This window comes from Klebsiella sp. RC2, assembly GCF_014192815.1.
Taxonomy (GTDB): Bacteria; Pseudomonadota; Gammaproteobacteria; order Enterobacterales; family Enterobacteriaceae; genus Klebsiella; species Klebsiella variicola.
On the sequence record NZ_JACHYL010000001.1, the window covers coordinates 335,145 to 356,469 of the forward strand.

23 protein-coding genes, 1 pseudogene and 1 riboswitch are annotated in these 21,325 nt (G+C 56.9%); of the genes and pseudogenes, 11 read left to right on the forward strand and 13 right to left on the reverse strand.

Annotated elements, in window-relative coordinates:
- Positions 1–136: 136 nt before the first annotated feature.
- The 3 genes from FHW76_RS01585 to FHW76_RS01595 all read right to left on the reverse strand — a co-directional run bounded on the left by FHW76_RS01585 (position 137) and on the right by FHW76_RS01595 (position 3,508).
- On the reverse strand, positions 137–718 hold the full coding sequence (locus tag FHW76_RS01585) for a Slp family lipoprotein (RefSeq protein ID WP_008804297.1): 582 nt from the start codon (positions 716–718) through the stop codon (positions 137–139).
- 38 nt (positions 719–756) lie between these two features.
- Positions 757–1,452: a tRNA (adenosine(37)-N6)-threonylcarbamoyltransferase complex dimerization subunit type 1 TsaB gene (tsaB, locus tag FHW76_RS01590; RefSeq protein ID WP_012967772.1), complete on the reverse strand. Its 696-nt coding sequence runs from the start codon at positions 1,450–1,452 to the stop codon at positions 757–759.
- 145 nt (positions 1,453–1,597) lie between these two features.
- The gene (locus FHW76_RS01595) at positions 1,598–3,508 is read right to left on the reverse strand and encodes an ATP-dependent DNA helicase (protein WP_008804295.1); all 1,911 of its coding nucleotides are present in this window, start codon (positions 3,506–3,508) and stop codon (positions 1,598–1,600) included.
- A gap of 132 nt (positions 3,509–3,640) precedes the next feature.
- Here FHW76_RS01595 and FHW76_RS01600 point away from each other — a divergent pair, with 132 nt between their 5' ends.
- Positions 3,641–3,985 carry a RidA family protein gene (locus FHW76_RS01600; protein ID WP_110209376.1) on the forward strand — a complete coding sequence of 115 codons (345 nt, stop codon included), beginning with the start codon at positions 3,641–3,643 and terminating at the stop codon, positions 3,983–3,985.
- Here the strand turns inward: FHW76_RS01600 and FHW76_RS01605 are convergent, their stop codons facing one another.
- Entirely contained in the window at positions 3,986–4,189 is a 204-nt protein-coding gene (locus FHW76_RS01605) for a YoaH family protein (RefSeq protein WP_008804294.1), read from the reverse strand. It lies immediately after the preceding gene.
- An 88-nt stretch (positions 4,190–4,277) separates the two neighbouring features.
- Between FHW76_RS01605 and pabB the strand changes: the two genes are divergently transcribed.
- The 4 genes from pabB to FHW76_RS01625 all read left to right on the forward strand — a co-directional run bounded on the left by pabB (position 4,278) and on the right by FHW76_RS01625 (position 9,496).
- Positions 4,278–5,633 (forward strand): aminodeoxychorismate synthase component 1, encoded by a 1,356-nt coding sequence (gene pabB, locus FHW76_RS01610; RefSeq protein ID WP_049140012.1) that lies wholly within the window; start codon positions 4,278–4,280, stop codon positions 5,631–5,633.
- Positions 5,634–5,636: 3 nt separating this feature from the next.
- Positions 5,637–6,215, forward strand: a complete 579-nt coding sequence (locus tag FHW76_RS01615) for a CoA pyrophosphatase (RefSeq protein WP_008804292.1) — start codon at positions 5,637–5,639, stop codon at positions 6,213–6,215.
- Between the two features lie 162 nt (positions 6,216–6,377).
- Positions 6,378–7,742 (forward strand): L-serine ammonia-lyase, encoded by a 1,365-nt coding sequence (gene sdaA, locus FHW76_RS01620; RefSeq protein ID WP_004151445.1) that lies wholly within the window; start codon positions 6,378–6,380, stop codon positions 7,740–7,742.
- Between the two features lie 182 nt (positions 7,743–7,924).
- Positions 7,925–9,496 carry an EAL domain-containing protein gene (locus tag FHW76_RS01625; protein WP_012967761.1) on the forward strand — a complete coding sequence of 524 codons (1,572 nt, stop codon included), beginning with the start codon at positions 7,925–7,927 and terminating at the stop codon, positions 9,494–9,496.
- Between the two features lie 33 nt (positions 9,497–9,529).
- Here the strand turns inward: FHW76_RS01625 and yoaE are convergent, their stop codons facing one another.
- Positions 9,530–11,089, reverse strand: coding sequence for a CNNM family cation transport protein YoaE (gene yoaE, locus FHW76_RS01630; RefSeq protein ID WP_008804290.1), 1,560 nt, complete (start codon positions 11,087–11,089; stop codon positions 9,530–9,532).
- A 446-nt stretch (positions 11,090–11,535) separates the two neighbouring features.
- Between yoaE and manX the strand changes: the two genes are divergently transcribed.
- The 5 genes from manX to mntP all read left to right on the forward strand — a co-directional run bounded on the left by manX (position 11,536) and on the right by mntP (position 15,734).
- Positions 11,536–12,507, forward strand: coding sequence for a PTS mannose transporter subunit IIAB (gene manX / locus FHW76_RS01635; RefSeq protein ID WP_008804289.1), 972 nt, complete (start codon positions 11,536–11,538; stop codon positions 12,505–12,507).
- Positions 12,508–12,563: 56 nt separating this feature from the next.
- Positions 12,564–13,364: a PTS mannose/fructose/sorbose transporter subunit IIC gene (locus FHW76_RS01640; RefSeq protein WP_004203359.1), complete on the forward strand. Its 801-nt coding sequence runs from the start codon at positions 12,564–12,566 to the stop codon at positions 13,362–13,364.
- Between the two features lie 12 nt (positions 13,365–13,376).
- Positions 13,377–14,228 carry a PTS mannose transporter subunit IID gene (locus FHW76_RS01645; RefSeq protein ID WP_004145526.1) on the forward strand — a complete coding sequence of 284 codons (852 nt, stop codon included), beginning with the start codon at positions 13,377–13,379 and terminating at the stop codon, positions 14,226–14,228.
- Positions 14,229–14,290: 62 nt separating this feature from the next.
- On the forward strand, positions 14,291–14,749 hold the full coding sequence (locus FHW76_RS01650; protein WP_008804288.1) for a DUF986 family protein: 459 nt from the start codon (positions 14,291–14,293) through the stop codon (positions 14,747–14,749).
- Between the two features lie 198 nt (positions 14,750–14,947).
- Positions 14,948–15,050, forward strand: a riboswitch (yybP-ykoY riboswitch).
- A gap of 117 nt (positions 15,051–15,167) precedes the next feature.
- On the forward strand, positions 15,168–15,734 hold the full coding sequence (gene mntP, locus FHW76_RS01655; RefSeq protein ID WP_040968665.1) for a manganese efflux pump MntP: 567 nt from the start codon (positions 15,168–15,170) through the stop codon (positions 15,732–15,734).
- Between the two features lie 3 nt (positions 15,735–15,737).
- Here the strand turns inward: mntP and rlmA are convergent, their stop codons facing one another.
- From rlmA to mgrB, 7 genes and pseudogenes are all read right to left on the reverse strand, one after another.
- On the reverse strand, positions 15,738–16,532 hold the full coding sequence (gene rlmA, locus FHW76_RS01660; protein WP_008804286.1) for a 23S rRNA (guanine(745)-N(1))-methyltransferase: 795 nt from the start codon (positions 16,530–16,532) through the stop codon (positions 15,738–15,740).
- Positions 16,533–16,592: 60 nt separating this feature from the next.
- Positions 16,593–18,341, reverse strand: coding sequence for a peptidoglycan glycosyltransferase FtsI (gene ftsI, locus FHW76_RS01665; protein ID WP_008804285.1), 1,749 nt, complete (start codon positions 18,339–18,341; stop codon positions 16,593–16,595).
- 187 nt (positions 18,342–18,528) lie between these two features.
- Positions 18,529–18,738 carry a transcription antiterminator/RNA stability regulator CspE gene (gene cspE / locus FHW76_RS01670; protein WP_001062678.1) on the reverse strand — a complete coding sequence of 70 codons (210 nt, stop codon included), beginning with the start codon at positions 18,736–18,738 and terminating at the stop codon, positions 18,529–18,531.
- Between the two features lie 85 nt (positions 18,739–18,823).
- Positions 18,824–18,895 (reverse strand): annotated as a pseudogene (locus tag FHW76_RS01675) (DUF2627 domain-containing protein); the annotation flags it as partial.
- Between the two features lie 97 nt (positions 18,896–18,992).
- Positions 18,993–19,202, reverse strand: a complete 210-nt coding sequence (locus tag FHW76_RS01680) for a hypothetical protein (protein WP_153242727.1) — start codon at positions 19,200–19,202, stop codon at positions 18,993–18,995.
- A gap of 284 nt (positions 19,203–19,486) precedes the next feature.
- The gene (locus FHW76_RS01685) at positions 19,487–19,777 is read right to left on the reverse strand and encodes a YebO family protein (RefSeq protein ID WP_002911374.1); all 291 of its coding nucleotides are present in this window, start codon (positions 19,775–19,777) and stop codon (positions 19,487–19,489) included.
- Between the two features lie 74 nt (positions 19,778–19,851).
- Complete coding sequence (mgrB, locus tag FHW76_RS01690) at positions 19,852–19,995, reverse strand: PhoP/PhoQ regulator MgrB (RefSeq protein ID WP_002911375.1); 144 nt, start codon at positions 19,993–19,995, stop codon at positions 19,852–19,854.
- Between the two features lie 159 nt (positions 19,996–20,154).
- Here mgrB and FHW76_RS01695 point away from each other — a divergent pair, with 159 nt between their 5' ends.
- Positions 20,155–20,394, forward strand: a complete 240-nt coding sequence (locus tag FHW76_RS01695; protein ID WP_008804283.1) for a YobH family protein — start codon at positions 20,155–20,157, stop codon at positions 20,392–20,394.
- 58 nt (positions 20,395–20,452) lie between these two features.
- On the opposite strand, the gene kdgR is transcribed toward FHW76_RS01695, so the two are convergent.
- Positions 20,453–21,244 (reverse strand): DNA-binding transcriptional regulator KdgR, encoded by a 792-nt coding sequence (gene kdgR, locus FHW76_RS01700; protein ID WP_008804282.1) that lies wholly within the window; start codon positions 21,242–21,244, stop codon positions 20,453–20,455.
- Between the last annotated feature and the right edge of the window lie 81 nt (positions 21,245–21,325).

The following is a 21,325-nucleotide window of genomic DNA, read 5'->3' on the forward strand; positions in this document are numbered from 1 at the left end:
TTAACTCAGCGTACCAGTTTATTAATTAGGCAATGAGCAGGTTGCGAAGCGCGTCACTATTTTTTTTCTTATTCGACTGAAAACAAAGAAACAGCGGACCGGCCGCTGTTTCTTTGAACTAACATAAACAACAAAATCATTCGGTTACGACGTTTCTCACCTCAGCAGGGCCGGGGTTGTACCAGCCCCAGCCGCCATAGCCGTAACCCCAGGGGCGCGGACCCAGCATCCACGGATCGATGGGCTGCGGGGGCATCACCACCTGCTGCACCACGTTCCAGCGTTTGTAACCGATGGCGTTCATCAGCATAAATTTATACGGCGTGCTGCCCACTTTGCCGTCGACCACGCCGGCAATCGGCCCGACCACGGTGACCAGCTGGCCGCGGTAGTCGACCGGATCGAGGAAGCCGTTAACGTCGGCATAGATCCGCCCACGAGACGGTTCGCCCAGCACAGGCCGTGCGCCGCTGTCCAGCGGTACGGTGGCGATTTCTAAGCGGGTTTTACCCTGCTGGTTCTGCACATTGACCACTTTGCCGCCAAAGCGTGCTTCCTGGCCAACGTACAGCTGCGGGGCGTTCATCACCCGCACTAAATCCTGCTGCGGCGTAGGGCTGGTGCCTTTGATGGCATCCGGCACTGACACGCAGCCGCTTAGCGCAACGGCAACCGCCGCGGCTAACAGCCAGCGAACGCCCTGTTTTTGACCCGCCATGATGCGACTCCTTTTCTCAGTCTTCTTGTTACTGAGATTCACTCGCGGCCTGGAAGTTTCTTCCACGCCACCTCGTTTCGCAAATAAACCGGCTCCGCTTTCTCCACGGCCACGATTTTCCCCGCCGCCAGCAGGTAACAGGCTAACGGCAGCATATCCTCCGCCGCCGGCAGTTCAATTTCGCCGCTGCTTAAGGTCAGTCCGCTCGCTTTCGCCAGATCCGGCCACGCCTGCCAGCCGGTGCCGACGGTGGCCCATTCGCCGGAAAGCTGTGCCAGCCGTTCGGCTACCGCTTCCGGTTTGAGCACCGCTTCCGTCTCTTCGCCATGCCAGACGCCCTGCTCGTCACGCTGGTACTCGGCCCAGTAGACTTCGCCCATTCGTGCGTCAATGGCCGCCAGCACGCGGGTGGCGCCGGTTTTGCGCCAGGCGCCCTGCGCCATGGTGGCCAGCGTCGAAACGCCGATCATTGGCAGCTCAGCGCCCAGCGCCAGCCCCTGAGCGATACCGATGCCGATGCGCACGCCGGTAAAGCTACCCGGACCGCGGCCAAAGGCCAGCGCGTCCAGCTCGGTCAGCGTGGCGCCGCTCTCGGTGAGGACCTCCTGCACCAGCGGCAGGATACGTTGGGTATGTTCGCGGGGACAAATTTCGAAATGAGCACTAAGGGTGCCATCATTCCACAGCGCCGCGGAGCAGGCCTCTGTGGCGGTATCGATAGCCAAAATTCGCATGGGTGGTCACGCTCTCGTTACATAGTTCAGGCCTTCAGGCAGCCTGTTTTCCGGCAAACGGCCAACCCGCCGCCATACCGCCCGAAGTCTATTGGGAACCGCTAATTAACAAAATGGCGCGCAGCTTAACACATTTTAGTGCGGATTACCTTGCCGGCGGCACGGCGAGGAAGCGCACCGCCCGGCGGATATCGCGGGTCCGCGGCGCGGGCGGCAGGCTGGCCAGGAACACCGCGCCGTAGGGGCGCATCACCAGCCGGTTGTCGCAGATCACCAGCACCCCGCGATCGTCGATATCGCGGATCAGACGCCCCACCCCCTGTTTGAGGGTGATGACGGCTTCCGGGAGCTGTACTTCATCGAACGGATCGCCGCCGCGCAGCCGACAATCTTCCATGCGCGCTTTCAGCAGCGGGTCGTCCGGCGAAGTAAACGGCAGCTTATCGATAATCACCAGCGACAGCGCATCACCGCGCACGTCGACCCCTTCCCAGAAGCTGCTGGTGGCCACCAGCAGGGCGTTGCCGGCGCTGACGAATTGCTGCAGCAGTTGGCCTTTGCTGGTTTCCCCCTGCAGCAACACCGGTAGCGTCATGGTGGCGCGGAACTGCTCCGCCAGATCGCGCATCATGGCGTGCGAGGTACACAGCATAAAGCAGCGACCGTCGTTGGCCTCGATCAGCGGCTTGAGCATCGCCGCCAGGTGGCGCGCCGCGCCAGGCTGGTTCGGCAGCGGCAGATTGCGCGGCACGCAGAGCAGCGCCTGATGTTGATAATCAAAGGGGCTCGGCAGCAACAGGGACTGCGCCTCGTCGATCCCCAGCCGGGCAGTGAAGTGATGCAGATCGTCGTTCACTGACAGCGTCGCCGAGGTAAAGATCCAGCTCCCCGACTTCTGCGCCATCACCTCTTTAAACTTCTCGGCCACGGTCAACGGCGTCAGGGCGAGAGTAAAGTGGCGCGAGGTGCACTCATACCAGTAGCTGTAGCCCGGCTGGTTAATCTCTTTCAGCCGCTTTAAGCGCCCGCGATAGAGGGTGGCGCGCTCAAAGGCGGCATCGAGCAGCGCCGAGCGGCCCAGCGAAAGTTTGGCGACGTCATAGCATAGCTCGAGCGCGTCATCGAGCAGCAGCAGCGCGCGCTGAATGTGGCTATCCGCCAGCAGTTCGCGCAGGTTGCCGCGATAGCCGGGATCCCCCAGCTGCAGGCGAAAATCCTGAGCGCTTTGCGCCAGGCGGTCGGCGCATTTTTGCAACTGCTGGGTGTCTTTCAGTTCGGTGCGGTAGGCAATGGTGATGTCTTTCGCCAGATCCAGCAGCTGGCGGCTGGAGAGCGACTGACCAAAGTACTGACTGGCGATATCCGGCAACTGATGGGCTTCATCGAAGATCATCACTTCCGCCTCGGGGATCAGCTCGGCAAAGCCGCTCTCTTTGACCACCATATCGGCCAGGAACAGGTGATGGTTGACCACCACCACGTCGGCGTCCATCGCTTTTTTACGCGCCTTCACCACGAAGCAATCTTTATACAGTGGGCAGTCGCTACCGAGACAGTTATCGTTGGTGCTGGTGACCAGCGGCCAGGCCTGGGAGTCTTCCGCGACGCTGGCGCAAGTGCTGATATCGCCATCCTGGGTTTGATTCGACCAGGAGCGCAGGAGGATCACATCGCTGAGGGTTTGTACCGGCAGATCGCCGCCCGCCAGCGCCTGCTGCTCAAGACGTTCAAGGCACAGGTAGTTGGAGCGCCCTTTAAGCAGCGCCAGTTTACCGGTGAATTTGAGCGCCTTGGCGACGGTGGGCAGATCGCGGCTATAGAGCTGATCCTGCAGCGCTTTCGAGCCGGTGGAGATAATCACCTTTTTTTTCGCCCGCAGCGCAGGCGCCAGGTAAGCGTAGGTTTTACCGGTTCCGGTCCCCGCTTCCACCACCAGCGGTCGGGAGGCCTCAATCGCTTCGCTCACCGCTTTCGCCATCTGGCGCTGCGGCTCGCGCGGCTTAAATCCCGGTATGGCTTTGGCTAACTGGCCGTCTGCTGCAAAATCGTCGATCACATTGCCCCCCTGGTTATTTGGACAGTGATTATGTCAGGGAGGACGGCGTTTCGCCAGTCCAGGTAGTGACGCGAGCGGAACATTATGGCAGTCTTGCCGCAGCCGAATGGAATGCTCAAAGAGGAAAAAGAAATGACAATTACGCGTATTGATGCCGAAGCCCGTTGGTCAGACGTGGTGCTCCACAACCAGACCCTGTACTACACCGGCGTGCCGGCAAATCTTGATGCCGACGCCTTCGAGCAGACCGCCAATACCCTGGCGCAGATTGACGCGGTGCTGGAAAAACAGGGCAGCGACAAGTCGCGTATTCTTGACGCCACCATCTTCCTCGCCGATAAAAGCGACTTTGCGGCGATGAATAAAGCCTGGGACGCGTGGGTGGTGGCCGGTCACGCCCCGGTGCGCTGCACGGTGGAAGCGACGCTGATGAACCCGCAGTATAAAGTTGAGATCAAAATTATCGCCGCGGTGTAATTAGTCGTCCTCATCTTCGTCTTGATCTTCATCCTCATCTTCAAAGCGCGCGACGATCTGCTCGCCGGTATGCGTTGCGCGCAGTTCTTCCGCCACCAGGGCAATCGCCTGGCCGCTGCTCATCCCCTGGGCCATTAGCTCATGGATACGTTCGACCGCTTTTTGCTGTTGCTCGTGGCTCAGCGAAGGTAAACCTGCAAACATCTTTTACTCCTGCTACATTGTGGGGCGTAATTATTTCACGCCGTCCCCGCCTACGCCAGAGGGACGGCAACGTTCAGGATCGAGAAAGATGTTGTCCCCCGCGATTATTACCCTGCCCTGGCGCCCGGATGCGGCCGAACACTATTTTGCGCCGTTAAGCGCCCTGCCCTGGGCGATGCTGCTGCATTCCGGCTTTGCCGACCATCCGCATAACCGCTTTGATATTCTGGTGGCTGCCCCGCGCGCCACGCTGCTGACGCGCGGTGAACAGACGTGGGTCGATGACGGCGAAACCGCTTTTGTTTCCGCGGAAGATCCGCTGCAACTGCTTCAACAGCAGTTGGATCGTCAGCCGTTCACGCCGCAGCCCCATGACGATCTGCCGTTTCTTGGCGGCGCGCTGGGACTATTCGGGTACGATCTGGGCCGTCGCTTTGAGCGTCTCCCTTCGCACGCCCAGGCCGATATCGCGCTGCCAGATATGGCGGTGGGGATCTATGACTGGGCGCTGATTGTCGACCATCAGCGCCAGCAAATTTCGCTGCTCAGCTATGACGATCCGCAGCAGCGCCTGCAGTGGCTGCAGGCGCAATCCCGTCCGGCGATGAAACCTTTCACCCTGACCTCTGCCTGGCAGTCAAATATGAGCCGCCAGCAGTACGGCGAGAAATTTCGCCAGGTGCAGGCCTATCTGCACAGCGGCGACTGCTATCAGGTCAACCTCGCCCAGCGTTTTCAGGCCCGCTACGTCGGTGATGAATGGCAGGCCTTCCGCCAGCTGAACGTTGCCAACCGCGCCCCCTTTAGCGCCTTTATTCGCCTCGAGGAAGGGGCGATTTTAAGCCTGTCGCCGGAGCGATTTATTCAGTTGCGCCAGGGAGAGATCCAGACGCGCCCGATAAAAGGTACTCTGCCGCGGCTCGATTCGCCGCAGGAAGATGCGCGGCAGGCTGAGAAGCTGGCGAACTCCCCGAAAGACCGCGCCGAGAATTTAATGATTGTCGACCTGATGCGCAACGACATCGGCCGCGTCGCCGTGCCGGGCAGCGTGCGGGTCCCCGAGCTGTTCGTGGTGGAGCCGTTCCCGGCGGTCCATCATCTGGTCAGCACCATCACCGCCCGCTTACCGGCGACGCTGCATGCCAGCGATCTGCTGCGCGCCGCCTTCCCCGGGGGATCTATCACTGGCGCCCCGAAGGTCCGGGCGATGGAGATTATCGATGAACTGGAACCTCAGCGACGTAACGCCTGGTGCGGGAGCATTGGCTACCTGAGCTATTGCGGCAATATGGATACCAGCATCACCATTCGCACCCTGACGGCCTGGCAGGGGCAACTGTATTGCTCCGCTGGAGGCGGTATCGTCGCGGACAGCGAGGAAGATGCGGAATATCAGGAAACTTTTGATAAAGTTAATCGTATCCTGCACCAACTGGAGAACTAGACCATGGCGGACCACGCCCTCAATCTGGATGATTTTCTGTCCCGCTTCCAGCTGCTGCGCCCCCAGCCTTCGCGCCATGCGCTCAATCAGCGGCAGGCGGCGGTGCTGGTGCCGATCGTGCGCCGGCCGCAGCCCGGCCTGCTGCTGACCCAGCGTTCGCCGTTGCTGCGCAAGCACGCCGGTCAGGTCGCCTTTCCCGGCGGCGCGGTAGATAATACCGATGCGACGCTTATCGCCGCCGCCCTGCGCGAAGCCCAGGAAGAAGTCGCGATCCCCCCGGAAGCCGTCGAGGTGATCGGCGTTCTGCCGCCAGTGGACAGCGTCACCGGTTTTCAGGTGACGCCGGTGGTGGGTATTATCCCCCCCAATCTGCACTATCATGCCAGCCAGGACGAAGTCTCCGCAGTATTTGAGATGCCCCTCGCCGAAGCCCTGCGTCTGGGGCGCTACCATCCGCTCGACATCCACCGTCGGGGCAACGATCACCGCGTCTGGCTCTCCTGGTACCAGCATTATTTTGTCTGGGGAATGACCGCCGGGATCATTCGCGAGCTGGCGTTGCAGATAGGCGCTCGACCTTAGCTATACTGATTATGAGAGGGCGCTCTCACTATTAGTAAAATCGCGGTTATCCATTAGTTTAATTCATGTGAATAGTTCAACTGGCAGCGCGCTTCCCTCTTACACTATGCGCAGTTATTACATCGTTACCGCACCCGCGGTAACCCTGTCAGGAGTATTATCGTGATTAGTCTATTCGACATGTTCAAGGTGGGGATTGGTCCCTCATCTTCCCACACTGTTGGCCCGATGAAGGCCGGTAAACAGTTCGTCGATGACCTGGTCGAAAAAGGATTGCTTAATGCGGTGACCCGTGTGGCGGTTGACGTCTACGGCTCGCTGTCATTAACCGGCAAAGGCCACCATACGGACATCGCCATTATCATGGGACTGGCGGGCAATCAGCCCGATACGGTCGATATTGACGCGATCCCGGCATTTATCCGTGACGTCGAGGCGCGCGGCCGACTGCTGCTGGCCAACGGCCAGCACGAGGTCGACTTCCCGGCGGATGACGGCATGCGTTTTCGCAGCGACAACCTGCCGCTGCACGAAAACGGCATGACCATTCATGCCTGGGCCGGCGAGAAAGAGATCTACTGCAAGACCTATTACTCGATTGGCGGCGGCTTTATCGTCGATGAAGAGCACTTCGGCAAAGAAAACGCCAACGAATTGCAGGTGCCCTACCCGTTTAAATCGGCGCAGGAAATGCTGGCGTATTGTAAAGAGACCGGCCTGTCGCTCTCCGGGATGGTGATGCAAAACGAGCTGGCGCTGCACAGCAAAAAAGAGATCGAGGACTATTTCGCCAACGTCTGGCAGACCATGCGCGCCTGTATCGACCGCGGGATGAACACCGAAGGCGTGCTGCCTGGTCCGCTGCGCGTGCCGCGTCGCGCCTCGGCGCTGCGTCGTCTGCTGGTGGCCAGCGATAAGCTCTCCAGCGATCCGATGAACGTCGTTGACTGGGTCAATATGTTCGCACTGGCGGTCAATGAAGAGAACGCCGCCGGCGGTCGCGTGGTGACCGCGCCGACCAACGGCGCCTGCGGCATCGTTCCGGCGGTACTCGCCTATTACGACCACTTTATCGAATCCGTCAGCCCGGAAATTTATATCCGCTACTTTATGGCCTGCGGGGCGATCGGCGCGCTGTACAAGATGAATGCCTCCATTTCCGGAGCGGAAGTCGGCTGTCAGGGTGAAGTGGGCGTTGCCTGCTCGATGGCGGCGGCGGGCCTGGCTGAACTGCTCGGCGCCAGCCCGGAACAGGTTTGCGTGGCGGCGGAGATCGGCATGGAACACAACCTCGGCCTGACCTGCGACCCGGTCGCCGGCCAGGTGCAGGTGCCATGCATTGAACGTAACGCCATCGCCTCCGTCAAGGCAATCAACGCCGCGCGAATGGCGATGCGCCGTACCAGCGAACCGCGCGTCTCGCTCGACAAAGTGATCGAGACCATGTACGAAACCGGTAAAGACATGAACGCCAAGTACCGCGAAACCTCCCGCGGCGGCCTGGCGATTAAAGTTCAGTGTGACTAAACTGTTCGTCCCCCCCTGCGCCCGCAAAGCGCGCAGGGGGATAACCCTGGTGACTGAAATCTCCCTGATGCGCCTTCAACGGCGCATTTTCTTTTTTCTATACCTGGCGATATTCTGCCACTACAATTGCTCTATTAAATAAGCCACGCTTAACCACTCGTCCTGTCGACAGGGTGTCGCACATGCAGACTGCACAAAAAGTCATTACGGCCTATCGTCGCAAACGCATTATTGTCTGCCTGCTGGTAGCCCTGCTAACCCTGGGTACCACCTTAGCTATCCGATTTATTTCACAGCGTAGCGTAAATGAAGAGTACATTCGCACTGCCGCCAGCCAGCGGGTCACGGCGCTGGATAACATCCTGCGTCCGCTGAGCGCAGAGCGGGCGACGCTACTCTCCCTGGTCGACAAACCCTGCATGGATATTCATCTCACACTGCGCAAAATGGCGGCCTCGCTGCAGACGGTCCGCTCCGTCGCGCTGGTGGCGTCAGGGATGATCTACTGTTCCAGTATCTTTGGGCAACGGCAGGCGGATCTGCACCAGCTGCAGCCCGCGCTTCCGGCTCACCACCCCTTACTGCTCTTTTCTACCGACAACTCACTGCTCAAAGGCACACCGGTGCTGATCCAGTGGTATCCAGCCTCGGAAAGCGGCTTCGACGGCGTGATGTTAATTGTCAATATCGAGCTGCTGGGAACCTTAATTCTCAAGGAAAAATCGCCCCTGATCAGCGACGTCAGCCTGCAGGTCGGCGACCATTATTTTATCAGCGGCCTCGGCCTGATTGACAAAGCGCACGCCCCGCAGGCGTCGGTGATTTATCGCCAGCGCTCTACAGAATTTCCCTTTACCATCAATATTAACGGTCCGGGCGCCGCGACTATCGCGCTGGAGGAGCTGCCCGGTGAGCTGCCGCTGGCCCTCATCTTCAGCCTGTTGATGACCGGCATCGCCTGGCTGGCCACCGCCGGCAGAATGAGTTTCTCGCGAGAGATAAGTCTCGGCATCACGGCCCGGGAATTTACCCTCTGGTGCCAGCCGCTGCAGGATGCGCGCAGCGGACGCTGCTGCGGGGTGGAGATCCTGCTGCGCTGGAACAACCCCCGCCGCGGCGAGATTTCGCCCGAGGTATTTATTCCCATCGCCGAAGGGGACAATCTGATTATTCCCCTCACCCGCTATGTGATCGCCGAAACCGCCCGCCGCCTGGACGCCTTCCCCAGCGAGCCGCATTTTCATATCGCGATTAATGTCGCTGCCCGTCACTTTGCACACGGTTTGCTGCTGCATGACCTGCACAATTACTGGTTTAGCGTCAATCCGGTACAACAGCTGGTGGTTGAACTCACCGAACGTGATGTCCTGCAGGATGGCGACCAGCACATGGCCGAACATTTGCATTTAAAAGGGGTCCAGCTGGCGATAGATGATTTTGGCACCGGTAACAGCTCGCTCTCGTGGCTGGAAAAACTGCGGCCGGACGTGCTGAAGATCGACCGCTCGTTTACCAGTTCCGTCGGGATAGACAGCGTCAATGCCACGGTGACGGATATTATTATAGCCCTCGCCGACCGTCTGAATATCGTTACCGTGGCCGAAGGGGTGGAGACGCTGGAGCAGGAAAGCTATCTCCGGGGCCACGGCGTCGATGTGCTGCAGGGATTTTATTATGCCCGGCCGATGCCGATAGAGGCGTTTCCGGCGTGGCTGGCAGACAGAGAGGGGCAGAAAAGCGAGGGGGGAGAATAGCTCGCCGGCCACAGGGGCCGACGAGCAGGGCAATTACTCTTCTTCGTCGCTCAGCGGACGGGTGACCACCGCGCGGACCAGGTCGACCCGGTAATCATTCGCTTCCACCACGGTAAACTGCAGCGGCGGTAGCGACACGGTGTCGCCAATGCGCGGGATATGGCCATTGACGGCGATCACCAACCCGGCCACCGTGGCAATATCCTCATCTTCATTGACCAGCGCATCCAGTCCAAGCGCCTGCTGCAGCGCATGCAGGTCGGTCGAGCCTTTGATCAGCCAGCCATCGCCGTCAATGACGATCTCCGGCGTCTCATCGGCATCCGGGAATTCACCGGCGATGGCTTCCAGGACGTCCAGCGGCGTCACCAGCCCCTGCACCATGCCAAACTCGTTGGTCACGATGACAAAGCTGCCGCGCGCGCGGCGCAGAACGCCGAGCAGATTGATCGGGTCCAGCGTTTCCGGGACGACAATCGCCGGGGAGGCGGAGGCCAGCGCCGCAACGTTTTCGCCCGCCTCAAGGGCCACCAGCAACTCTTTCGCCCGCACGATACCAATGATTTCATCCAGCTCTCCGCGGCAGACCGGGAACAGACTGTGCGGCGACGAGAGCAGCTGACGACGAATTTCGTCATCACTCTGTTCGGCGTCGACCCAGCTGATTTCACCGCGCGGGGTCATAATACCGCGCAGGGAGCGCTGGGCCAGCGTCAGCACGCCGTTAATCATGTAACGTTCTTCTTCGGCAAACGCCCCTTCCGGCACCGGTATGGCTGCCGGGCTGTCGGCGTCATGGCTGACGGAGGTCTGTTTCCGGCCGCCCATCAGGCGCAGGATCGCATCCGCGGTACGGGCACGCAGCGGCAGCGTCGACTGATGTCGGACAAAGTTGCGTCGCGCCACCTGGTTAAAGAACTCGATGATGATCGAGAAACCGATCGCCGCGTACAGATACCCTTTCGGAATATGGAAACCAAACCCTTCCGCCACCAGGCTCAGGCCGATCATCAACAGGAAGCTCAGACAGAGCACCACCACCGTCGGGTGCTGGTTGACAAAGCGCGTCAATGGCTTCGACGCCAGCAGCATCATGATCATGGCGATCACCACCGCCGCCATCATCACCGGCAGATGGTTAACCATCCCGACCGCCGTGATCACCGCATCCAGAGAGAAGACGGCGTCCAGCACCACGATCTGCAGTACCACCACCCAGAAACTGGCATACCCTTTACCGTGACCGCTATCGTGCTGGCGGTTTTCCAGCCGCTCATGCAGTTCAGTCGTCGCCTTAAACAGCAAGAAGATCCCGCCGAGCAGCATGATAAGGTCGCGCCCGGAAAAGGAGAAATCAGCGATAGTAATCAGCGGCTTCGTCAGGGTCACCATCCAGGAGATCACCGACAGCAGCCCCAGGCGCATCACCAGCGCCAGCGAAAGGCCGATCAGTCGCGCTTTATCGCGCTGCTTCGGCGGCAGTTTGTCCGCCAGGATGGCAATAAACACCAGGTTGTCGATACCGAGCACAATCTCCAGAACGATAAGCGTCAACAGGCCAGCCCAGATTGAGGGATCCATTAACAATTCCATGTACGACTCCGGTTAGCGGCAAGCTGAGTCATCGCCATGTCATGCATGGGCGCGACAATAGGTGCTGAGAGAAAAGCGTGATGCGTGGAGGTGGCAACCAGGTGCCAGAAAGTGAAAAGACGTCGATGACGGTCCATACTGCGGGCTATGCCCTATACTCCTGAGTAATTAAACGGAAGTTAAACATAGCAAAATATAGATCGAAATTGGAAAAAATTTACCTGAATTTGCAATAACTAAGGCTATTTTTTGCGCTGCAAAATTATTACCAGGCGATGCCTGATTAACGGATCTTCATCACATTAATTATTTTTTCACTGTCTAAAATAATTCGCGGTAGTAACTATTTTCTATCTTACACCCTAACTGAATCGATTTTGTCCTCAAGAGTGATTCAGGATGTATCAAAGCAGATGATGCATTCACGATAATAAAGGAGGTAGCAAGTGACGATTGCTATTGTAATAGGCACACATGGTTGGGCTGCAGAACAGCTGCTGAAAACAGCAGAGATGCTGTTGGGCGAGCAGGAAAACGTTGGCTGGATCGATTTCGTTCCGGGTGAAAACGCCGAAACGCTGATCGAGAAATACAATGCCCAGTTGGCAAAACTGGATACCAGTAAAGGCGTGCTATTTCTCGTCGATACATGGGGAGGCAGCCCGTTCAACGCTGCGAGCCGCATTGTCGTCGATAAAGAGCATTACGAAGTTATCGCTGGCGTCAACATCCCGATGCTGGTGGAAACCTTCATGGCCCGCGATGATGACCCTTCGTTTGATGAACTGGTCGCCTTAGCGGTGGAGACCGGTAGCGAAGGCGTGAAAGCGCTGAAGGCCAAACCGGTGGAAAAAGCGGCTCCCGCGCCAGCCCCTGCCGCGGCGCCAAAAGCCGCCGCGCCGGCCAAACCGATGGGCCCGAACGACTACATGGTGATTGGCCTCGCGCGCATTGACGACCGCCTGATCCATGGTCAGGTCGCCACCCGCTGGACCAAAGAGACCAACGTCACCCGCATCATCGTCGTCAGCGACGAAGTGGCCGCGGATACGGTGCGCAAAACCCTGCTGACCCAGGTTGCACCACCGGGCGTCACCGCCCACGTGGTGGACGTCGCCAAAATGATCCGCGTTTACAACAACCCGATGTACGCCGGGCAGCGCGTCATGCTGCTGTTTACTAACCCGACCGACGTTGAGCGTATCGTCGAGGGCGGCGTGAAAATCACCAGCGTCAACATCGGTGGTATGGCGTTCCGCCAGGGCAAAACCCAGGTTAACAACGCGATTTCGGTCGATGCCAAAGATATTGAGGCGTTTAACAAGCTGAACGCACGCGGTATCGAGCTGGAGGCACGTAAAGTGTCCACCGACCCGAAACTGAAAATGATGGATCTGATCGCCAAGGTTGATAAATAACCCGGCCGATCGCGCCCCAGTTTTCACTTTAAGACTTAATCAACAGGAGAAGTACAATGGAGATTACCCTTCTTCAGATTGTGCTGGTGTTCATCGTCGCGTGTATTGCGGGTATGGAGTCGGTGCTTGATGAATTTCAGTTCCACCGTCCTCTGGTCGCTTGTACGCTGATCGGTGCCGTTCTCGGCGATATGAAAACCGGTATTATCATCGGCGGTACGCTGGAAATGATCGCTCTGGGTTGGATGAACATCGGTGCGGCGGTTGCACCTGATGCCGCGCTGGCGTCCATTATTTCCACCGTTCTGGTTATTGCCGGCCATCAGAGCATCGGTGCCGGTATCGCGCTGGCTATCCCGCTGGCGGCGGCAGGCCAGGTGCTGACCATTATCGTTCGTACCATCACCGTAGCCTTCCAGCACGCGGCAGATAAAGCGGCGGAGAATGGCAACCTGACCGCCCTGTCGTGGTTGCACGTCTCGTCCTTGTTCCTGCAGGCGATGCGTATCGCTATCCCGGCCGTCATCGTCGCCATTTCCGTCGGTACCAGCGAAGTCCAGGGCCTGCTGAACGCGATCCCTGAAGTGGTCACCAGCGGTCTGAACATCGCCGGCGGTATGATCGTGGTTGTCGGTTATGCGATGGTCATCAACATGATGCGCGCAGGCTACCTGATGCCGTTCTTCTACCTCGGCTTCGTCACCGCCGCCTTCACCAACTTCAACCTGGTAGCCCTGGGTGTGATTGGTGCGGTCATGGCTATCCTCTACATCCAGCTGAGCCCGAAATATAACCGCGTCGCCGGTGCGCCGGCTCAGGCGGCTGGTAACAACGATCTCGATAACGAACTGGACTAACAGGTGAGCGAAATGGTTGATATGACTAAAAATACCACCGAGAAAAAACTCACTCAGAGTGATATTCGTGGCGTGTTCATTCGTTCTAACCTGTTCCAGGGGTCATGGAACTTCGAACGTATGCAGGCGCTGGGCTTCTGCTTCTCTATGGTTCCGGCAATCCGTCGCCTGTACCCGGAGAACAATGATGCGCGTAAGCAGGCGATTAAACGTCACCTTGAGTTCTTCAACACCCATCCTTACGTTGCCGCTCCGGTACTGGGCGTAACCCTGGCGATGGAAGAGCAGCGCGCCAATGGCGCAGAGATTGACGATGGCGCCATCAACGGCATCAAAGTCGGTCTGATGGGACCGCTGGCCGGCGTCGGCGACCCGATCTTCTGGGGTACCGTGCGTCCTGTGTTCGCGGCCTTAGGCGCTGGGATCGCGATGAGCGGTAGCCTGCTCGGTCCTCTGCTGTTCTTTATCCTGTTCAACGCAGTGCGTCTGCTGACCCGCTACTATGGCGTCGCCTATGGTTACCGCAAAGGCGTGGACATCGTTAAAGATATGGGCGGCGGCTTCCTGCAGAAACTGACTGAGGGGGCGTCAATCCTCGGCCTGTTTGTCATGGGGGCTTTGGTTAACAAGTGGACGCACGTGAATATTCCGATGGTGGTGTCAAAAATCACCGGTTCTGACGGACAGGTTCACGTCACCACGGTGCAAACCATCCTCGACCAGTTGATGCCGGGCCTGGTACCGCTGCTGTTGACCTTCGCCTGTATGTGGCTGCTGCGCAAGAAAGTTAACCCACTGTGGATCATCGTTGGCTTCTTCGTCATCGGTATCGCGGGCTACGCTGTCGGCCTGCTGGGTCTGTAATTTCCAGGTTGTACGCCGGGGGCTTGCCCCCGGCTTTTTTTTATCAGGAGGAACGCAAAGCAATGACATTCACGGACCTGGTGATCATCCTGTTTATCCTTGCGCTACTGGCCTACGCGGTGTATGACCAGTTCATTATGCCGAGGCGGAACGGCCCGGTGCTGCTGGCCATCCCCCTGCTTCGCCGCAGCCGCGTTGACGGTCTGATCTTTGTCGGCCTCACCGCCATTCTGATCTATAACAACATTACCCAGCACGGCACCCCGATCACCACCTGGCTATTATCTGCCCTGGCGCTGATGGGTCTCTATTTATTCTGGATCCGTACGCCGAAAATCATTTTTAAACCGCGCGGCTTTTTCTTCGCCAACGTGTGGATAGAATATCAGCGAATTAAAGAGATGAATTTATCCGAGGACGGCGTGCTGGTGATGCAATTAGAGCAACGGCGGCTGCTTATTCGCGTACGAAATATCGACGACCTGGAGAAAATCTACAAACTTCTCGTTTCAACTCAATGAGTTATAAATATAGCCAGCGCTATATTTTCCAGTTTCCCTCTGGAAAAACATATAGCCATGGCTATATTTCCCTGCCTCCTCTTCCCTTTTTTATTAACTATTTATTTACTTATAAATTCAAATGAAAATCGTTATCATTTGGTTATTAAAATAGCCGTCTTCTGTTATTGTTTTATATTCTAAAAATATGTTAAGGTTGCGCCCGTCGTTGGGGAGTAGCCGATTTCCTGTTTGCCAGGAAATGTACGTGTCAACATACTCGTTGCAAAACGTGGCACGTACGGGTTGAAGTGATTCAATCAGGCGAGACCATAGATACATCACTGCTGTACGTATTGCTCAGCCATTGAGCGGCTCCGCGTATATTTACTGGGGGCAGCGATGTGTCATATGGATTATCCCCGGTCAGGACACGCACATGAATTTATCCGCTACCATTCTTCTCGCCTTCGGCATGTCTATGGACGCCTTTGCAGCCTCTATCGGCAAGGGTGCCACCCTGCACAAACCTAAATTCTCAGAAGCCGTCCGCACCGGGCTGATTTTTGGCGTGATTGAAACCCTGACCCCGCTGGTCGGCTGGGGACTCGGCATGTTGGCCAGCCAGTTTGTCCTCGAGTGGAACCACTGGATTGCCTTTATTCTGCTGGTGTTTCTCGGCGGGCGAATGATCGTGGAAGGTGTTCGCGGCGACAGCGACGAGGAGTGCGACGCGCCTCGCCGTCATGGTTTCTGGCTGCTGGTCACCACCGCCTTCGCCACCAGCCTTGACGCGATGGCCGTTGGTGTGGGTCTGGCCTTCCTGCAGGTCAGCATTGTGACCACCGCACTGGCGATCGGCTGCGCGACGTTTCTTATGTCGACGCTGGGGATCATGGTCGGTCGCTTTATTGGCCCGCTGTTGGGCAAACGGGCCGAAATCCTCGGCGGTATTGTGCTGATTGGCATCGGCAGCGAAATCCTCTGGAGCCATTTCGCCGGTTAAGCCTTACGCCTCGCGCTGCCAGCAATGGATCATGAAGTCGGTCTGGCAGCCAAACGTCGCCTGCTGACGCAGCGCGGCGTGCACCTCAGGCTTAGCCCGCCACGCGAACGGCGTCATCTGCAGCAGCGCCTGCGCTTCACTTCCCGTCAGGGTCATCGGATAGGCCAGCTGCTGCTGAGCGTCCAGGCGGAATCCCGGCATCGCTTCCGTCTTCAGCTCATGCAGGCGTACCTCATCGTAAATCAGCCCTTTTAGCTCCAACAGATGGCGGGGTCCCGGCGTGGCGGTGATCACCCATCCGCCAGGCCGCACCACCCGCGCCAGCTCTTCGGCGTTGCAGGGGGCGTAAATGCGCACTACCGCATCGAAGCTGTTATCAGAGAACGGCAGACGCTGGCTGGAGGCGACGCAAAAACTGACCTGCGGGTAGCGTTTTGCCGCCGCGCGGATCGCTGGCTTCGACACGTCCAGCCCCCAGCTATGGCTGGCGATGGTGGCAAACGCGTGGGTGTAATACCCTTCGCCACAGCCGATATCCAGTAAATCCGCAGGGGCGTGGTGCCGCAGCCGTTCGGCGATCGCCTCCCGTAGCGGCTGATAATGACCCGCATCCAGAAACGCCCGCCGGGCCTGCATCATCTCAGCGCTATCGCCGGGATCGCGCGACCGCTTGAACTGCACCGGTAGCAGATTGACGTACCCCTCTTTCGCCAGATCGAACTGGTGCCGCTGCGGGCAGGAATAGTGGTTGTCGCCGCGGCTTAACGGCGCGTGGCAAAGGGGGCAACTGTATGACATGACGGCTCCGGTGTTGCTAAAGGGCGAAAGTGTAGCGCTATTCGCCCCTGCAGACCACTGTTACAGCGCCGGCGCCAGCGGATGGCTGTCGTGCATCACGATCAGATTCTCCGCCCCTTGCGGCATGCCGTCCGGCATGACGTTCTCCAGCCGCAGGACATCCCCCATGATCTGGCTGAAGACCGGCGCGGACACCGCCCCGCCGTAATAGGAGCCATTACTCGGATCGTTCATCACCACCACCAGCGCAAACTGTGGACGACTGGCGGGCGCCACGCCGGCGGTGTAGGCCACATATTTATCGATATATTTGCCGTCCGGACCGATTTTCTTCGCCGTCCCGGTTTTTACCGCCACCCGGTAGTCGCGCACTGCCGCTTTGGTCCCGCCCCCGCCCGGGAGCGCCACGCTCTCCATCATATGCTCTACGCTGTGCACGATGTTCTCCGGCATCACCCGCGTACCTATCACCGGCGGATCGATGCGGGTTATCGATAACGGTCGTTCAATACCGAAACCGCCGATAGTCGCGTAGACGTGCGCCAGCTGGAGCGGCGTCACCATTAACCCATAGCCGAAAGCGAAGGTAGCGCGATCCAGCTGCCCCCAGTAGCGACGATGCGGCATCAGCCCGGCGCTTTCCCCGGTCAATCCCAATCCGGTCGGCTCGCCGAACCCAAATGCCTGATAGGTATCAAGCAGATGCTGCACCGGCATAGCGAGCGAGAGATGCGACACGCCGGTATCACTGGATTTTTGCAGGATCCCGGTCAGACTCAGCTCCGGATAATAGCCCACATCGCGGATGCGGTGGCCGTCGAGGACAAACGGATGGGTGTCCACCACGCTATCCGGCTGGACAATCCCCTGCTGGAGCGCGGTCATGATCACCAGCGGTTTGACGGTCGACCCGGGTTCGAAGGTGTCGCTGATGGCGCGGTTGCGGAAATCATCCAGCGTCGCGCTGTCGCGATTGTTCGGATTGAAGTCCGGGTAGCTGGCCATCGCCAGAATCTCACCGGTATCAATTTTGATCAATACCGCCGCCCCGGATTCCGCCTTATTCCAGCGAACGGCATTATCCAGCGCATCTTCGGTCACCGTCTGCAGACGTTCATCAATACTCAGCTGCAGATTATGCGCCGGGACTGGCGGCACTTCGGTAATATTTTCAATAACATTGCCATGTTTATCTTTGCGCACCAGGCGTCGTCCGGGTTTGCCGGTCAGCTGGGCATTAAAGCTTTTCTCCACCCCTTCGATGCCCTGATTATCGACGTTGGTAAAGCCCAGCAGATTGGCAGCCACATGACCAGCCGGATAGAAACGTCGCGATTCATCGCGCAGATAGACGCCCGGGAGATGCAGTTTATCAATCCACTCCGCCTGCTCCGGATTGATCTGACGCGCCAGATAGAGAAAACGGGCGTGAGGATGACTTTGTACCCGTTGGGCCAGCTCCCCGAGGTTGAGATGCAGTGCTTCGGCCATTGCCTGCCAGCGAGGACCATAACCAACCCCGCCCTTCTCCATGGTGGTCTGGGGGTCGATCCAGATAGCGCTGACCGGTACGCTCACCGCCAGCGGTCGTCCTTCGCGGTCGCTAATCATGCCGCGCTCCACCGCCACAGGCTCTTCGCGCAGAGAACGCATGTCTTCTTGTTTTACCAGGTTATCGGGAGAGACAATTTGCAGCCAGCCCACGCGGGCCAACAGCAGTCCCAGACAACCAAGAATGGCCACACAGAGTAACCCGAAGCGAATCGGGGTAAAGCTGGCGGCGGACTTCATTTTTTTCTTTAGCACCATAGCTCCGGCATCATTTTGCAACCATCTGATTTAACAGAAAATTAGCAAAACAGACTGCTACACAATGCTAATAAAGTTGACTATTTGCAACAAGACGCGACGGAAGGGGGTAAAATGACATGCTTTGCAATAAAAACGCAAAAGCCCCGCGCAGGCGAGGCTTTTATACAAGAAGAGTGGTCTTGTATCAGATAGCAGTTACGTTAACTGCAGCCGGACCTTTCTGGCCGTCCTGAATTTCGAACTCAACGTTCTGGCCTTCAGCCAGAGTTTTGAAGCCGTTACCCTGGATAGCGGAGAAGTGTACGAACACGTCTTTGCTGCCATCAGCCGGAGTAATGAAACCAAAACCTTTAGACTCGTTGAACCACTTAACTTGACCTTTAATCTTTGCCATTTGCAAAATTCCTTAGACTGTTTTCTTCGCCTGCTGGCGTTTACATAGATAAAACTGACACATAACTGCATGAGGCACTAATTTAAGGTTCGGCAGAGAAGCGGTATTCAACGACAACGTGTTTACTCAGGACTTCTTTACTGAAAATGCCACACATAAACAGAACTGTACCTCGTTTAACCCGAAACGTGTTATCACATACTACGTAAATAATGGCAAGCCATTTTTAAACGTGTCACGATCGTTCGCACAAATTATAAGGTAATCATTTGATCGCCTGCACATTTATGCGTCTTTGCCGCTCCTGGCAAGGCGTTATAGCATTCGCTAATATCACCTGGTTGCTGCCTCATTACTGCAACTTTTTTACCATAGCTCAACAACTTCGCTTCGTCCAGGTATGTACGTATACGAACCGCCATGCTGACGGCGCTTCGCTGAAGGCGATGAATATTGATGCGCATAATTACTCATAACAGCAGACGAAAAATCGCTAAAGCCGTACCAGTGTAGTGATAATAAAACCTGTTAGTCGTCACGCTAAAAATAGAGCTAATTCTGCACCTTAATAATGAAAAAATGATGACAGTGTCACATTCCAGGGCAATAAACGCGGCGGGAATGACTTTATTTACAGCGTGTAAAAAAGGGAATAATGCGCGGGGAAAGGAATAATGGAATAAGAATAAGCTATTACTGCCAGCTATCATGCAGGTGCGCATCTTATGATGCACACCTGTGGAGGTACTTAGCGCTCTGCCACCAGGCGGATAAACTCATCCTCTCCTTTCGCCTTGCCTGCGACGGTCGGCTCGGCCACGTCCTCTTTTTCCGGCGCATTAGCTTCGCAAAGGCGACGTAACAGCGCATTCTGCCGCTTTTGCTGATCCAGCAGCGCCTGCAGCAGTTCTATCTGCTCGTTCGCCCGCGAACTGGCGCGGTTGACGAAGAACCATAACAACAGACCGACAAGCAGCAACGCGACGGATACAGCCAGCGAAGCCAGATTTAAGATCCCAGGATTTAGTAACTCACTCATTTCACCACCTCAAAGAGAAGGCGTTCATTCTACCACCCACACCGCAGAAGGAAATCAGTCGTCAGAAAAATGTCTTACCACGGGATGAATTTATTGATAGTGCAAATGCCGCTGAAAAACTGAACATCCTGGTCGCACATTACGTTAAGCATCTGAGTCCACAGCAACAGGCAGCCTGCTATGATGACTATCAGTAAAACCCACCGTAATTTTTTCACTCCACTCTCCGCATTAGTACTTTATCTCACCAGGATAACACGGCCTTCTTAAACCGCGGCTAACTGTAATACGAACGGCAAGTTTAGGAATCATCGACTTGTTTCAAAACGTGTTCGTGTCAAAATCACGGCAAGGATCATACAAATAATGAGGCATCAATGCGATTAATCATTCGTACTATTGTCGTCGTGGCTATCTTATGGATTGGCGTATTATTAAGCGGCTATGGCGTATTATTCCACAGTGAAGAAAACGTCGGTGGTCTGGGTCTTAAGTGTCAGTATCTCACCGCCCGCGGGGTCAGTACCGCACTTTATGTGCATTCCAACAGCGGTGTGATCGGCGTCAGTAACTGTCCCATTCTGCGCAAAAGCGCAACCGTGGTTGATAACGGTTAAAATCACTCCGGCGAGCGCGACAATAGCACCGCGCTCGCCGGATGTTTCAGCTACCGCGTCAGAACGGGTAGTCGTTGTATCCCATTTGCTCAGAAATCTTGCGCGCCGCCTGATGCAGCATCGCCACATACTCATGCAAACGTTCTTCTGAGAAACGTAGCGTCGGGAAAGAGATGCTCAGTCCGGCGATAACCACGCCGAAACGATCGAACACCGGTACCCCGATGCAGCGTAGTCCCTCTTCCTGCTCTTCGTTATCTTCGCCATATCCCTGCTCGCGTACGCCATCCAGCACCTTCAGCAGCGCTTCCGTGCTGGTGATGGTCCGCTCGGTGCTGCGTTTATACTCCACGCCCTCGAGGATCTGCTCCACTTCGCTGCGATCGCGCCACGCCAGCAGTACCTTACCAATCGCGGTACTGTACAGCGGATTGCGACGGCCGATACGCGAGTACATCCGCAGATTGTACATCGAGTCAATCTTGTGGATGTAGACGATGCTGTCTTCATCCAGCGCCCCGAGGTGAATAGTCTCTTTCGTCAGCCGGGAGAGTTCGCGCATCTGAATATCGGCGCTGCGTACCAGGTCGACGTTCTGCAGCGCACGAGCGCCCAGCTCGAACAGCTTGAGCGTGAGGGAGTATTTCTCTGACTCGCCTTCCTGCGCCACATAGCCCAGTGATTTCATGGTCTGTAAAAAGCGATAAACGGTGCTTTTCGACATCATGACGCGCTGGGACAGTTCGGTAATGCCAATTTCACGCTCTTCACCCAGCGCCTGTAAGATGCCAAAAACCTTCAATACCGAAGAGACAGAATCTGGCTGTTTATCCAAATCTGCACCTGCCATTTATCACCTCGCCGTAACTGTTTTATAAAATTTAGAACCGGTTTTTATTATAAATTCGCCGCCACTGCGCCGCAATCATTC